Below are 14619 nucleotides of genomic sequence, written 5' to 3'. Positions count from 1 at the left end.
CGTAAAAACTTGGTTTGAAGGCAATTAGATTGAGGTTTGATAAGGAGAAGGATCCTCTTTTGGCACCTTTCGCCTAGGCTAAAAACACAAAAAAGCCCGTCTTGTAAGACGGGCTTCTCGTTGGGAACAAAGCAATTATTCAGCTCCGCTACCATCGTCGAGGCGATTGCCCAAACGTTGATACTGACGGTTGAAAATGGCTTCGTATTTGTTAGCCTCTGCTTCGAGTTTGGCATCGTGCAATTGCTGGACAACCAGATTCATCTGATACAGGTTGACCCGAATATCCTGACTGTCGCCATTGGATTCAATGTAGTAGTTCAGGTTTTCGTCGGACCGTTTCATGATCAGTTCCGCCATTTGCAGTGCTTTCGCTTTTTCGCCGACCGAAATCAGTGGTCCGATGAAACTTACCGAAATCTGATCGTAAGGAATGGCTTTATCCGGAATGGCCTCCAGGCAGCGATTCAGTACCGTTTTCGCTTCAGCCAGTTTACCTTCCTGAATCAGTTGCGTAGCGAGTCGGTAGAATGCAATCCGGGCCGATACCGTCGGGGCTCCCCGATAGGTTTCGTCATAGTACACGTTCGGATTGTTCATTTCCCGCCAGGCCATTTTCGTCATCATGTTTTTGTACATAATGTCAGAGTTAACAAAGCCATCTCGGGCACCGGGTACCTTGAACGGCATGAGTCGGTAGGCGTATCCTTCGAGTTGCAAAAATTCCTTCAGACCCAGGTAACTCTGCGAACCCAGCGTAGACGCGAAGTATACCGGACGTTCAAAATTATTATGAGCAATGATGTCAAGCTGAATCAGTTCGGGTTTCGTGATGTCGTTCTGACCGAAATTCCAGTTCATCCGGTCGCCAGGCAGTAAGGATTCAAACTCTTTGGAAACCAGGCCGGATTGACGAATTTTCGTCGTATCCAGCTTCAGCGAGAAGATGGACGAAGGTAATACGTTCATCTGTCCCAAAGTCGTCTGCACCTGAATTGCGGGATTGTTTTGTTTCACCAGCTGAATGTATTCCTGGAGGTCAATACCGTCTTTCACGTTCGGGTTTTCCGAAAACGGAATCTGATCGTTAATACCCGTCCGGAAGTTGTCCATTTCGAGTGTAATCGGCAGCGGTTTGGATTCGTACGTCTGCCGCTTCATCTGATCAATGTACCAGTCCGTACCCAGCAGCGAAAGGTTACACACCCGAACGTCGGTGCGGAACCCTTCCACTTCCTGTACGTACCAGAGCGGGAAGGTGTCGTTATCACCACCCGTGAACAAAATGGCATTGGGAGCACAGGAACTCAGCATGTTTTTGGCAAAGTCTACCGAGTGCCAGCGGTTCGAACGATCGTGGTTGTCCCAGCTCTTCGTGCCCATCATCACGGGTACACCTAGGGAAAGTACACTGGCGAGTACGCCGGCAGTAACTGTATTCTTGGAAACTTTGCTCAGGAACTGCTGTAAGGCCAGTACGCCTAATCCAGCCCAGAGAGCAAAGAAATAGAACGAACCTACGTAAATGTAATCCCGTTCGCGGGGCTCGGTAGGGGGGGAGTTCAGGAACACCACTAGTGCCAGACCCGTCATGAGGAAGCTGATCGCCACGACAAGCCAGTCTTTTTCGCGTTTGGTAAACTGGATAAAGAAGCCCAGCAGCCCCAGAATTAAGGGCAGGAAATAGAAATTATCGTGAGCTTTATTATTCTTGATGCTTTCGGGCAGAGCCGCCTTATTACTAAGACGAGGCATCCAGTCCGCCCATTCGTAGTCACTTTCCCGACCCGCGAAATTCCACATGAAGTATCGCATGTACATAAAGCCCATCTGGCGGCTGAACATATAACCAATGTTCTGTCCAAAGGTGGGTTTTACGAACCGGGACTGATCGCTGGGATCGCGGGGGAGGCCCAGAATTGAGGCATACAGCTGAGCGTGACCCGGCTGTTGCGACCATAAACGGGGCAATACCATTTGCTGATCTTTTTCCCAAACGTACTCGGGCTTGTAGTCATAAATTTTATATTGACCCCCTTCCATTTTGTACATCGGATCGCCACGGCGAATGTCTGTAACGCGAGCCGTAAAGAGCGGTCCGTACGTCAGCGAGCGACTACCGTACTGCTCGCGACGGAGGTAGCTGAGGTAGTTGATGGCATCCGAAGGATTGTTCTCATTGATGGGCGGATTGTAGTTCGCCCGTACCAGAGCCTGGGTATAGGAGAGATAGCCAATCAGTACGAAAGCCAGCGAAAGCAAGGCCGTACTCAACACGGGATTCTTCTTTTTCTGAGCAAACCAAACCCCATAAATGACGGCTCCGAAAAACACGATGACGAAGAAAATAACACCCGAGTTGTAGGGCAGCCCGAAGGAGTTAACGAAGAGTTTTTCGATCGAAAAGGCCATGGCGGGAATACCCGGAATGATACCGGCGTTAATGATTCCCAGGATGACTACGCCAATGATCAAGGCCACAATACCGCCGATAAGCGTCGGATTCTGCTTCTTTTTAAAATAGTAGATCAAAGCCAGAGCGGGCAAGGTTACCAGGTTCAGCAAGTGAATACCGATGGAAAGACCCGTCAGATAGGCAATTAAAATGATCCAGCGATTGGCTTTTGATTCATCTTCAATAAGTTCCCAGCGATACATCGCCCAGAATACCAAAGCAGTAAAGAACGATGACATGGCATATACCTCGGCCTCCACGGCGGAAAACCAGAACGTATCGCTAAAGGTATAAATCAATGAACCGACTAATCCGGCACCCAGTACACCAATAGACTCGCCAAGCGTAAGAGTATCCGCCGACTTCGCTACGATTTTGCGTCCCAGCATCGTTAACGTCCAGAACATGAACAGAATCGTAAAGGCACTCGCCAGTACGGACATCATGTTTACCCAGTAGGCGACCCGGGTTACATCGCTACCGGCCAGCAGCGAGAACATCCGGCCAATCAGCAAAAAGATGGGGGCTCCCGGTGGGTGCGGGACTTGTAATTTGAATGCACAGGCAATGAACTCACCACAATCCCAGAAACTGGCCGTCTCTTCGACGGTCATAGCGTAGGTGAATAAAGCAATGGCGAAGACACTCCAACCCAGTAGGTTATTGATCCGCTGGAAATTTTTCATGAAGTAGTTTTATGCTAAATAATCTAATTCGGGTGATGGTTGTAGGGAAAAGATCAGCCAAAAATAGCAAAAAGCCTCCGACCCAGGGGGCAGGAGGCGTTAAAATCTGTTAAGCTCCCTTGAGAAGTAAGGTTTATACCGACATTTGCGGGTCAGTAACCAGCAGAGTGTAAAGACCTTACCCGCTAGGATTCTTTTTCAGGCTTTAGCCTTTTCGAAAAAGATATTTATTGAAAACGCACATTTCGTACCTGTATGAGGATGATCTTAGCTAACCGCTTTGACGGATGGATTGTCAAAGATTCATCTGTAACAACCTCAGATAACGAACGAAAGACCCACCAAGCAGACCAGTTTAAGCTTTATAAAACACCCATTTCGATAGCTCCTTCAGGGTTACTTTTTTCCCATACATCAGAATACCCACCCGGTAAATACGCGAAGCCAGCCAGGTGGTAAACACAAAGCCAACGACTAGTAAGACCATCGACAGGCCTAATTCCCACCATTCCACCCCAAACGGTACGCGGGCCATCATGTTGATGGGTGAGGTAAAGGGAATAATGGACGCCCAGAAAGCTACTTTACTATCGGGCTCATTCACGACAAAGTTCATGAGCATCATACTGATGATGAGCGGAATGGTAACCGGGAAAATGAGTTGCTGCCCTTCCTGCGGACTCTCGACGGCCGAACCGACGGCCGCAAACAGCGAGCTATAGAACAAATAGCCCCCCAGGTAATAGAATAAAAACAGACTCAGAATTTTTACCCAGGGCAGGGTACCCATGGAATCCATGAGGCCCATCACTTTCGAGCCCGGCCCGGCTTCGCTCATTTGCTTGACGGCGGCTTCGACCTGCTGCTGACTAGCCTTGCTGCTGAGTTCGGTTTTCGCTTTCGCTTCCAGTTTGGATTTAAGCAGGGTAGAGGTTACGCTCGAAATCGAAACCGTGAGTACAATCCATAGTAAAAATTGCGTTAAGCCGACCAGTCCCACACCCAGGATTTTCCCGAGCATGAGTTCCGAAGGACGTACCGAAGAGACAATCACTTCCACAATCCGGTTGCTCTTTTCTTCGATGACCCCATTCATTACCTGCGATCCTGAAATGAAGACAATGAAATACAGCAGGATGGATACGACATAGCCCAAACCCATAGCTACGCCCGCATGACTGGATTTTTCTTCCCCTTCTTCCAGACTATAGGTTTCGGCGTTGACATTTACCCGGTTGTCTTCAATGACTTGGGTGTCAATACCCGCCCGCTTGAGCCGCTGGTTCCGTACTTCGTTTTGTACAATGCTTTCGATATCGTTCTCCAGACTCAGACTTACGTTCTTTTCGGAGAAAATCTGCAAGCCATTCGGATGATCAATGATGTCGCGGGGAATGAATACCAAGGCAGCTACCTTGCTGCTTTTTAAATCGGTTTTGGCTTTGGTAAGGGGCGTTTTTTTGAAAGCAAACTGGTAGTCTTTTCCGTTTTTGAAGCGTTGCTGAAACAGTCCTGATTCATCAATAATTTCAACAGTCTTTTGGTCGCTACCCGCAAAAAACAAGAGGGCCGGAATGGCGTAGATGGCCGTAATCAGAATGGGGGTAAGTAGCGTTGTAATCCAGAAGGATTTTTTCCGAACCCGGGTCAGGTATTCTCGCTGGAGGATTAATAAAATCTTATTCATAATAACAGGATCGGTTAAGGAATTAAGGCTTGGGTTGGCGTTTCACCCACGACTTGAATAAAAATGTCATTGAACGAAGGCACATGCTCACTGAATTGCTTGAGTTCTACCTGAGCAATCAACTGGGTGAGTAAGTCGTTGACGTGTCCTCCCGGCAAGATACGAACCTGTGAGCGGTATACGCCCGGCTCCACTTCCGTTGACGAGATTAGCTCGTAATGCTCCGATAGTGCCAGAGAACCCAGGTACTCAAGTGTGTAGGTCTGATCCATGAATTGCCGCTTAATGGCTCGTTTGTCACCCTTCAGCACGACCTGCGAACGGTTGATCAGAGCAATCTGATCGCACAATTCCTCCACGGATTCCATGCGGTGCGTGGAGAAGATGATGGTAGCCCCCTTCGCTTTTAGTTCCAGAATTTCGTCTTTGAGCAGGTTGGCGTTGATCGGATCGAAGCCCGAAAAAGGTTCATCGAGGATAATCAACTTTGGGTCGTGGACGATGGTAGCAATGAACTGACATTTCTGAGCCATGCCTTTCGAGAGATCTTCCACCTTTTTATCCCACCAGTCGCGAATGTCGAACTTGATGAACCATTGCTTGAGTCGTTCCGTGGCTTCGCGTTGCGAAAGACCTTTCAGGCGGGCCAGGTAAATCAACTGATCACCCACTTTCATTTTCTTGTACAGACCGCGTTCTTCGGGCAGGTAGCCAATGTCGGCAATGTGTTTGGGTTGCAGATGTTCGCCGTGCAGCAAAATTTCACCTTCATCGGGAGCAGTAATCTGATTGATGATACGGATGAGTGACGTTTTTCCGGCCCCGTTTGGACCCAGTAAACCAAAAATGCAGCCTTGTGGGATGGAAAGCGATACATCGTTAAGAGCCGTGTGGTTCGCGTAACGTTTTACCACATGACGGGCTTCGAGTAAGGGTTGACTCATTCGGATCGTAAGTTGATGGACAAGCGGAGAAATGAATGTAAAATATACAATTCCCAAGGGAACGTTGTGGATGGTCAAAGGATACTTACAAAACTGCACGATTGCAAAAGGTTCGCTGCGAGAAACTACACAAACGGCATAAAACACAAATCAGCCCCTGAATCCACGTGAGCAGGGGCTGATTTCGTACGCACACAGGCGAGTAATTAATAATAGCGTTCGCGAATCTGAAAGAGAATCCAGAGTTCAACGGCCGCGAAAATGAGGGCAAAAATGAGTCCGCCCGTACCCCAGGGCATATTAAGTAAGGCTGACAGAACATTAAAAATAACGGCAACCAGTACAGAGAAGTACAGATAATTCCAGCCTTTGCGGCGATTTATACGCAGTGGACTAAATGCCAAGAGCATCAGGATCGACTCGATGATGTTTCCAATCACATCGAGGTATACGGATGAGGTCATCCCATAGGAACGGGCAAACGAGTTCTGATAAGCGGGAATGACCGAAGCCAGCCCCAGTATCCCATTGATCAGGGCCAGCCAAGGCATGATCTGTACGAAAATTTCCTTAACGTTGAAGGGAATGGTCGGCAGGGTTCGTAAAAAGAAACCTTCCAACTGAGCTTCCAGTGGTAGTTTTGCAGGCATACAACAGTAAATAAGGGCAGTGAAGAAAGTGGACTGAAATCAAGTCTCAATTCTACGAGAAAGCGGGTAACTTTCAAACGAATTGGTCTAAAAAGGGCTTTCGTTTGACGAGTTTTTTTGTACTTTTTGCGAAAAATACCCGTTTACTGTGATAAATTCTGGCTGTCGGACCCGCTATCTTTACCCAGTGGGCGAAGACTCCATCGTTGTTTTACCTGAATTTTCTTTATGAAACTTTCCATTACCTGGCGAATTTTTATCGGTTTAGTGTTAGGCGTTCTCGTGGGATACATTGTACATATGTCCTACGATTCGGGCAGCCCGGCCGATCAGGAAACCCTGGCTACCTGGAGCAAAAACCTGCAAATCATCAGCAAGGTTTTTCTGCGGATGATTAAGATGATTATCGGACCACTGGTTTTTTCCATGCTGGTGGTAGGGATTGCCAAACTGGGCGATTTTAAAATGGTAGGCCGGATTGGTGGCAAAACGTTGGGTTACTTCCTTTTTGCTACGATACTTTCGCTCCTGACGGGTCTGGCCGTCGTCAATGTACTCAAACCCGGAAAAGTAATGCAGTTGCCCTTACCGGCTACGGGCACCGATACGGGTATTGAAGCGAAGAAATTTTCCCTCGAATCATTCATGTACCACATTTTTCCGCAGAGTATCATCGAGTCGATGGCGGGGAATGAAATTCTGCAGATTGTAGTCTTTTCCATTTTCTTCGGTATTGCCACTGCTGCCATTGGTGACGCGGGTAAGGTCGTGGTGAAAGGTCTGGATGCCGTGTCGCACGTGATGTTCAAGATTGTTTCCTACGTTATGAATTTCGCACCATTTGGCGTTTTTGGGGCCATCGCTGCGGTAGTAGCCACCGAGGGTCTGGGCATCTTTGCCGGATACGCGTATCTGATTTTTAGTTTCTTCCTGGGACTGGCCTTCTTCGTATTCGTCGTGCTCTGGATCATCTGTCTGGTGAATAAAATCCCGTATTTTAAGCTTTTAGGTCTGATCAAAGATCCAGCTCTGCTGACGTTCAGTACAGCAAGTTCCGAGGCTTCCATGCCGCAAACCATTGAGGCGTTGAAGAAATACGGTTGTTCAGAAAAGATCATCAGCTTCGTACTGCCGCTGGGCTATTCTTTCAATCTCGACGGTTCGATGATGTACATGACCTTTGCGACGGCCTTCATCGCTCAGGCTTACGGAAAGGACCTGTCTACGGCCCAACAGCTGACCATGCTGGCTACTTTGATGTTGAGTAGTAAAGGAATTGCGGGCGTTCCCCGTGCTTCGCTGGTCATCATTGCCGGGACCATGACCATGTTCGACCTGCCCATCGAAGGGCTGGCCTTACTGCTGGGAATCGATCAGATTCTGGATATGGGACGCTCCGCTACTTCCGTGATTGGGAATGCCGTGGCTACGGCTGTCGTATCCAAATGGGAAGGAGAGCTGGATTTACGGAAATTACATTCCTCCGAAAAATTACCCGTTTAGCCCCAGGCTATGCAACAAAAAAAGGAGCCTCATGAGGCTCCTTTTTCGTTTATATGCACGGTGTCATTATTGACCAATGGCATCACTGCCGCCCAGAGCTCCTTTTCGCATGTCCAGTTTTTGAATCAAATCGGCGGAAAGGGGTTCTGAGTAAGGACCGTAAGCCATGACCAGTACACCTTTTTTGCCATCTTTTGATTCAATCGCGTATACCGCTGACATATCACCTGGATCGGTAATGCCTTCAAAACGGTACGCTTCTACGACTTCAAAATCTTCGGGGTGCAGAACCATCCCTAATGACGCATAGTTCAGGGCTCCATTTTCAATACTGAAGCTTTCCGTATAACCCTTGGCTGCTAATGCGTTGATTGCCTCGGTTTCGGTGGTGTATTCATCCATGGTACTGACAGTTTAAAGGGTTACAGATCGTCTTTTGACTCAAGCGTTGATGGTTGGCAAATGTATTTTCTGAAACAGACTGTCTAAAAAATTAGGCCACCTTGCTGGGAAAGCCCGGTCGGGAGCCTGTATGTTTGTCCTAAAATCACTTGTCAATCATGTGGGAAGAAAAAGAAAATCAGCTGCAACGAAGCTTCGAATTCAACGATTTTTCTGAGGCCTTTGCCTTTATGACCCGGGTTGCGTTCATTGCTGAAAAGCATAATCACCATCCCGACTGGTCTAACGCCTACAACCAGGTGACCATCGCACTGACTTCGCACGACGCAGGGCATGTGGTGACGGAAAAAGACCGCCAGATGGCGAAAGAAATTGATCAATTGTTGTAAGCGTTGGTAGTCAGGTTCGTTGTGAAAGGAGTGAAACCGTCCTGAAAGGCAGGAGGGTTAAGCTAACTACATCCTCACGGATTGAACAATATGCTCTTCAGATGGAGAGGGTGAACAAACGAGCAGACTAAAAACAGTACATTGAAAACGGAAAACTTTTCCATGAAACTTTACCTGGTTCCTACGCCAATTGGCAATTTGGATGATATTACACTGCGGTCGTTGAAAGTACTGCAAAGTGTGGACGCCATTCTGGCGGAAGATACTCGTACGACCGGACAGTTACTCAAACACCTGGGCATCCAGAAGCCGCTAATGGCTCACCATTCCCACAATGAACACGCATCAGCGGGGGGCGTAGTGAAGATGATTCAATCCGGAAAAACGCTGGCTCTGGTTTCGGATGCGGGTACGCCCGGCATTTCGGATCCCGGCTTTTTATTGGTGCGTGAATGCCTCAAAAATGGTCTTGACGTGGAATGCCTGCCCGGAGCAACGGCTTTTGTGCCGGCTCTGGTCAACTCCGGTTTGCCCACGGATCGGTTTACGTTCGAAGGCTTTCTGCCTCAGAAAAAAGGTCGTCAGACGCGAATTAAAAGCTTGGTAGAAGAAGAGCGGACGATGGTCTTCTACGAGTCGCCACACCGAATTGTCAAAACGCTTGAACAACTGGCCGAGGCATTCGGACCCGAGCGTCAAGCTTCGATTTCCCGGGAACTGACCAAAGTATTTGAAGAAACCGTACGCGGTACTCTGACCGAACTCATCCAGCATTACACCCAGAATGCCGACCGTGTGAAAGGCGAGTTTGTACTGATTGTGGCCGGACTGGAAAAATAAGTTCTTTTCATACTTTTGCCCCAAATCCTGTACCATGGTTTTGCGTCGTCTGCTTCTTTTTTGTTTGCTTAGTTTCTCGTTCATGGCCAAGGCTCAGGTACTGAGTCCACAGGCGAAGGTAAGTTTGCTAACGGTTGGTCCGGGTACCGACATCTATACCTTTTTCGGACATACCGCCATCTGGATTTATGACCCGGTCCTGGGCCTAGATCAGGTCTATAACTACGGAACCTTCGATTTCCGGGCGTCTGGTTTTTATTGGAACTTCCTGCGGGGCAACCTGCCGTACCAACTGTCGTCCGGACCGCTGGATTATCCCGACCCGCGATACAGCCAGCTGGAGTACTGGAAATCGGAAAACCGGGGCGTCATAGAACAGGTAATGAATTTCACGCCTGAGCAGAAACAGCGGTTGTTTGAACTGATGGAGTTCAACGCTCTGCCCCAGAATAAAACCTACCAGTACCGACCCTATTACGACAACTGCTCGACGCGGCCCCGGGATAAAGTATACGAAGCAGCTCAGGGAACCATCCGTTACGACTCGACGGATGCCTTTTTAGTAGGCCGATCGTACCGGGACTGGATGAATGATTACCTGACCGACAGCCCCTGGTCCCGCGTGGGATTAAACCTGGCTTTGGGTTATCCCATCGATCGCATTACGACGATGCAACAGGCCGCGTACATTCCCAACAACTTATTACGACTTTTCGACCGAGCCCAGATCGTACGGCCCGATGGCAAAAAGGAAAAGCTGGTCCTGCAAACCAACACGCTGTTCAAGGCGGAACCGCAACCAACCAGTTTTCTCTGGATTGCGGCGTTCTGGCTGGTGATGGCGTCGCCCTTGCTGATTCTGATCTTACGTCGGAAACAAATCAAAGCCGGGGGTACGTTCGACCGTACACTTCTCTTTATTACGGGACTTTTCGGCATTATCCATACGCTGCTCTGGTTCGGTACCCAACACGGCATTACCGACTGGAACTACAGCATGTTCATTACCAATCCGTTCAATATTCCGGCTCTACTGTTACTCTCGCGGAAACCCCGCTGGCTGATGTACTATTTCATCGCGGCAATGGTCTTTCTGGTAGCGGGCGTGATGCTGGAAGTCCTGTTCTGGAAAGGAACCTACGGGATGATTTTCCTGACCGTTACGCTGTTTGTGCGTTACCGACATCTGGCTCTGTACGTGAAGAAGGGCCAAAGCGTATAGCTTTTTACTATAATCAAAAATCCCGTCAGCTACGAACTGACGGGATTTTTTGTGGAGATAGAGGTCGATTTAATTCTCCCGAATATCCATCAGAATTCGCCAGTCCTTGGGCAGGTAATTATTTAGCCGATTAGGCAATACCTTCACCCAGCCCAAGCCGTGCCCCTGGTATGAAACCAGATGCCAGCCTTTCTGAGACGTTTCATACGCAAAATCTTCGCGTTTTAGAAAGCGTAAAGCATCCTCCCGTGATACCTCAAGTCGTGGAACGTCGGAGGAAAGCACAGTACTTAGGGCCAATTCGTGATCCGGAATCAGGTCCGGTCCGGCCAGCTTGCCCAAACGTATGCCCGCCTTCCGTAAGTACAGATTCTGACTGATTACTTCAAATTCCGGACGATGTTCGGGGTTGATCAGAAAGTAATCGCCGTTTTTCTCGATCCATGCGTACGAGGACAAATCGTCCACCCAGGGCGTAAAGGCAGCCGTTTCAGTCCGGCGGTTTTTATTCTTTCCACCCGAAGAATTCCGAAAAGGATAGTCCTCTTGATCTTCCGTTTTCTGAAAGGCCGCGATAAAGAACCCTTCGCCTTCCACCCGGTCAGGCCAGAAGCGATAGCCGTAATTATCCTGTTCGGTACGTACTTCGACAATCCCCTCGTACGATTCCGCAAAGGGAATGGAAGTACAGGCAAACGACGAACGGAGCCAGTCGAGGACCTGCTCGTTTTCTTCGCTGGAGTAGGAGCAGGTGGAATAAATCAGTACCCCACCTTCGCGTAGCGTGGGCCATACGTCGGCCAGAATACGTTGCTGACGCTGCGAACACAGGGCCACGTTTTCTTCCGACCACTCGGTAATAGCCGCCGCATCTTTGCGAAACAGGCCCGAACCCGAACAGGGGGCATCTACCACGACAATATCAAAGAAGCCCGGCAGACGCTGGAAGTCACGGGGATCGTTATTGGTAACAAAGGAATGAATGCGACCCCATTTGGTCAGGTTATCGGCCAGTACGCCCGAACGGGGCCGGATGACTTCATTCGATACCAGTAGCGAATCGTCGCTGAGCAGACTGGAAAGGAGTGTACTCTTGCCGCCCGGAGCCGCACACAGGTCGAGTACCCGCAGTGGTTCTTCTTCCATGACCTGCCGGAAGAAGGCTTCCAGAAACATCGAGCTGGCTTCCTGAACGTAGTAGGTACCGGCGTGAAACAGGGGATCGAGGGTAAATACGGGCCGTTCGGGCAAGTAAAAGCCCAGGTCGGTCCAGGGTACGGACGTGGCCCCAGCGGGAGGGCTTATTTTTTTTACCGGATTAATACGAATCGAGACCGGAGCCGGCTTTTCGTGAGCCTCCAGGAATTTTTTTTTATTAAAACCGCTTTCTTCTTCTAAGGAGGAAAGCAGGGAATCAGGAAGTTGCATAAGCGAAAAGGGAGAATTTTACCCTAAAATTTAACAAATCTACGATTCAATCTTTTTGTCATTCCCAGACGAATTGGCTATTTTCGATAGAATACGAAAAAAAGCAGTTTCTTCGTTTTGAATCTTTCAAAGAAAAATTGCTTTATTTTGCCTCAACGATTGTCTTAATCCGTGAAATGAACTATTCAATTAAACAAGAAGACGGCTATCAGTTTATCGACGAAGGGCAAGGCGAGATTGTCATGATGCTTCATGGCCTGTTCGGAGCCTTGTCCAACTGGGATGCGGTCATTAATACATTCAGAGATCAGTATCGGGTGATTATTCCGCTGATGCCTGTTTATGAAATGCCCCCGCGGGAAGCCGGTGTGGAAGGATTAACGGCCTTTGTCGAAAAATTCGTACAGGATCGTAAGCTTACCGACCTTACGCTGGTAGGAAACTCTCTGGGGGGCCATATTGCTTTGTTGTATACCATCAAAAATCCCGAGAATGTGAAGCGGCTGGTGCTGACGGGTAGCTCTGGATTGTTTGAAAATGCAATGGGTGGTAGTTATCCCAAACGCGGTAGTTACGAGTACATCCGCGAGCGGGTTTCCTATACCTTCTACGATCCGAACGTGGCTACACCCGAACTGATCGAGGAGTGTTTTGAGATTACGAACAGCATTCCCAAGTGTATGAGTATCGTACAGATTGCCAAGTCGGCTCAACGCAACAACGTGGGCAAAGATTTGTCGCAGATTCAGGTACCGACGTTGCTCATCTGGGGATTAAATGATACCATTACGCCTCCAACGGTAGCTCACGAATTTGATCGTCTGATTCCAAATACGGAGTTGTACTTTATCGATAAATGCTGTCATGCTCCGATGATGGAGCACCCGGAAGAATTCAACCAGATTCTGGCCGGATTTTTGAAGCGTACCAAGGAACTGGTACTCGTAGAAAACTAATTACTGCTCTCTTCCATCTGTCGACGTATCTAAACGAGTAACGTATTGAGTAAACCGGACCATCGCATTCACTAGTCAATAACCCATGGCCTTATGCTTGCTGAAGAACTGATTGACCCCTTATTGCCGACATTACGGCCAACGGACACCGTGGGAAAAGCATTGGATTGGATGCAGGAATTCCGTATAACCCAGCTGGCCTTAGCCGAAGGGGAAACGTACGTTGGCATTCTTTCGGAAGAGCGTTTAATGAACGCTGACGAAGAAGATTCACTGGCTGAATTAGAACCCGAATACGCAACGGTAACCGTACAACCTTATCAACACTTGTACGACTTGCTACGTACTGCCCAATTGTATCAGCTGGAAGTGTTACCCGTGGTAGACGAAGAACAGCAATTTGCCGGTAGTATTTCGGTGAATGAGTTGCTACGGCGGTTTGCAAGCGAACTAGGTACGCAGGAAGAGGGAGCGGTACTGGTGTTGCAAGTGGAAGATCGGGACTACTCCATGAGTGAAGTGAGTCGGCTGATTGAATCGAATGATGTGAAAATAGTGAGTAGTTATTTCCACAGTGGGGATTATGAGACGGATCGTCCGGGTAAATTGACGCTAAAGCTGAATCGCCGCGATATCAAAGCGGTCATTGCTACCTTTGAACGGTATAATTACGTCATTGATTCAGTTTTTACGACGGAAGCACTCGATACGACGGACCGCGATCGACTGGATCTTTTGTTACGCTATTTGAACATTTAGATAAAAACGAAATTAAAAAAGAGCCTCCTTTCATCGAAGGAGGCTCTTTTGCGTTCAGGCGGCTTATTTTTTTACGAAGCTTATCAACCGAGATCAATTCAAGACCTCGATAGCCCCAAACGTCATGAAAAAGCAATCCCCCGCCCTGAGTCCGCTCCCGCTATCGCACGAGCAAACGCCATTTGAAAAATTTTCATCCTGGGTAACGAAAGCCACGGGTAGCGTATGGGCTTTTCTAATTGCTCTGGGTGTTGTCCTTGTTTGGGCCATTAGCGGGCCATTTTTTCATTACTCCGAAACCTGGCAACTGGTCATTAATACCTCTACCACGATTGTCACGTTTCTGATGGTGTTCGTCATCCAGAAAGCACAAAATAAAGATTCAGTATCGATCCAATTGAAACTGAATGAACTCATTGCCGCGACCAAGGGAGCGAGTAACCGACTGGTAGGAGTAGAAAGTCTGAATCAGGATGAACTCGACGTGTTGTGCAAGCACTACGAAACACTGGCCGATCTGACGCGAAAAGCCAGTGACTTACGCAAATCACATTCCATCGAAGAAGCGTATAAAGATACCCGGGACAAACTGCAGGAGGAAGAAGGCTCCAATCTGGATGCTCTCTGATACCCAAGTCAAAAAATATAACCTTTGTCTGAAAACGAAACGCGGCGACTGGTCATAACCAGCCGCCGCG

Annotated in this window: 13 protein-coding genes; 7 read left to right on the top strand and 6 right to left on the bottom strand. The window is 48.5% G+C overall.

Going from position 1 to position 14619, the window contains the following annotated elements; translation table 11 throughout:
- Window positions 1–135: 135 nt before the first annotated feature.
- The 4 genes from BWI97_RS08555 to BWI97_RS08540 all read right to left on the bottom strand — a co-directional run bounded on the left by BWI97_RS08555 (window position 136) and on the right by BWI97_RS08540 (window position 6422).
- On the bottom strand, window positions 136–3141 hold the full coding sequence (locus tag BWI97_RS08555; RefSeq protein WP_102200703.1) for a DUF2723 domain-containing protein: 3006 nt from the start codon (window positions 3139–3141) through the stop codon (window positions 136–138).
- A 355-nt stretch (window positions 3142–3496) separates the two neighbouring features.
- Window positions 3497–4828, bottom strand: coding sequence for an ABC transporter permease (locus BWI97_RS08550; protein WP_102200702.1), 1332 nt, complete (start codon window positions 4826–4828; stop codon window positions 3497–3499).
- A gap of 14 nt (window positions 4829–4842) precedes the next feature.
- Window positions 4843–5772, bottom strand: coding sequence for an ABC transporter ATP-binding protein (locus BWI97_RS08545; RefSeq protein WP_102200701.1), 930 nt, complete (start codon window positions 5770–5772; stop codon window positions 4843–4845).
- A 206-nt stretch (window positions 5773–5978) separates the two neighbouring features.
- A complete protein-coding gene (locus BWI97_RS08540) occupies window positions 5979–6422 on the bottom strand; it encodes a hypothetical protein (protein ID WP_102200700.1) in 444 nt (147 codons plus the stop codon).
- Between the two features lie 228 nt (window positions 6423–6650).
- On the opposite strand from BWI97_RS08540, the gene BWI97_RS08535 reads away from it, so the two are divergent.
- Window positions 6651–7925 carry a dicarboxylate/amino acid:cation symporter gene (locus BWI97_RS08535; RefSeq protein ID WP_102200699.1) on the top strand — a complete coding sequence of 425 codons (1275 nt, stop codon included), beginning with the start codon at window positions 6651–6653 and terminating at the stop codon, window positions 7923–7925.
- Between the two features lie 66 nt (window positions 7926–7991).
- Here BWI97_RS08535 and BWI97_RS08530 read toward each other — a convergent pair whose 3' ends face one another.
- A complete protein-coding gene (locus BWI97_RS08530) occupies window positions 7992–8327 on the bottom strand; it encodes a phosphoribosylpyrophosphate synthetase (protein ID WP_102200698.1) in 336 nt (111 codons plus the stop codon).
- 158 nt (window positions 8328–8485) lie between these two features.
- On the opposite strand from BWI97_RS08530, the gene BWI97_RS08525 reads away from it, so the two are divergent.
- The 3 genes from BWI97_RS08525 (at window position 8486) to BWI97_RS08515 (ending at window position 10778) form a co-directional block, all read left to right on the top strand.
- A complete protein-coding gene (locus tag BWI97_RS08525) occupies window positions 8486–8716 on the top strand; it encodes a 4a-hydroxytetrahydrobiopterin dehydratase (protein WP_094808424.1) in 231 nt (76 codons plus the stop codon).
- Between the two features lie 162 nt (window positions 8717–8878).
- Window positions 8879–9556, top strand: coding sequence for a 16S rRNA (cytidine(1402)-2'-O)-methyltransferase (gene rsmI / locus BWI97_RS08520; RefSeq protein WP_102200771.1), 678 nt, complete (start codon window positions 8879–8881; stop codon window positions 9554–9556).
- Between the two features lie 40 nt (window positions 9557–9596).
- Window positions 9597–10778, top strand: a complete 1182-nt coding sequence (locus BWI97_RS08515; RefSeq protein ID WP_158242718.1) for a DUF4105 domain-containing protein — start codon at window positions 9597–9599, stop codon at window positions 10776–10778.
- Between the two features lie 69 nt (window positions 10779–10847).
- Here BWI97_RS08515 and BWI97_RS08510 read toward each other — a convergent pair whose 3' ends face one another.
- Entirely contained in the window at window positions 10848–12206 is a 1359-nt protein-coding gene (locus BWI97_RS08510; RefSeq protein WP_102200696.1) for an RNA methyltransferase, read from the bottom strand.
- 176 nt (window positions 12207–12382) lie between these two features.
- On the opposite strand from BWI97_RS08510, the gene BWI97_RS08505 reads away from it, so the two are divergent.
- The 3 genes from BWI97_RS08505 to BWI97_RS08495 all read left to right on the top strand — a co-directional run bounded on the left by BWI97_RS08505 (window position 12383) and on the right by BWI97_RS08495 (window position 14549).
- Window positions 12383–13162 carry an alpha/beta fold hydrolase gene (locus tag BWI97_RS08505; RefSeq protein WP_094808427.1) on the top strand — a complete coding sequence of 260 codons (780 nt, stop codon included), beginning with the start codon at window positions 12383–12385 and terminating at the stop codon, window positions 13160–13162.
- Window positions 13163–13255: 93 nt separating this feature from the next.
- Entirely contained in the window at window positions 13256–13921 is a 666-nt protein-coding gene (locus tag BWI97_RS08500) for a CBS domain-containing protein (protein ID WP_102200695.1), read from the top strand.
- A 124-nt stretch (window positions 13922–14045) separates the two neighbouring features.
- The gene (locus tag BWI97_RS08495) at window positions 14046–14549 is read left to right on the top strand and encodes a low affinity iron permease family protein (RefSeq protein ID WP_094808429.1); all 504 of its coding nucleotides are present in this window, start codon (window positions 14046–14048) and stop codon (window positions 14547–14549) included.
- The last annotated feature ends 70 nt before the right edge of the window (window positions 14550–14619 follow it).

Origin of the sequence: Siphonobacter sp. BAB-5405, from assembly GCF_002872335.1 — a bacterium.
In the GTDB taxonomy this organism is placed as follows: domain Bacteria; phylum Bacteroidota; class Bacteroidia; order Cytophagales; family Spirosomataceae; genus Siphonobacter.
This window is presented reverse-complemented; position numbering and strand designations above follow the sequence as displayed.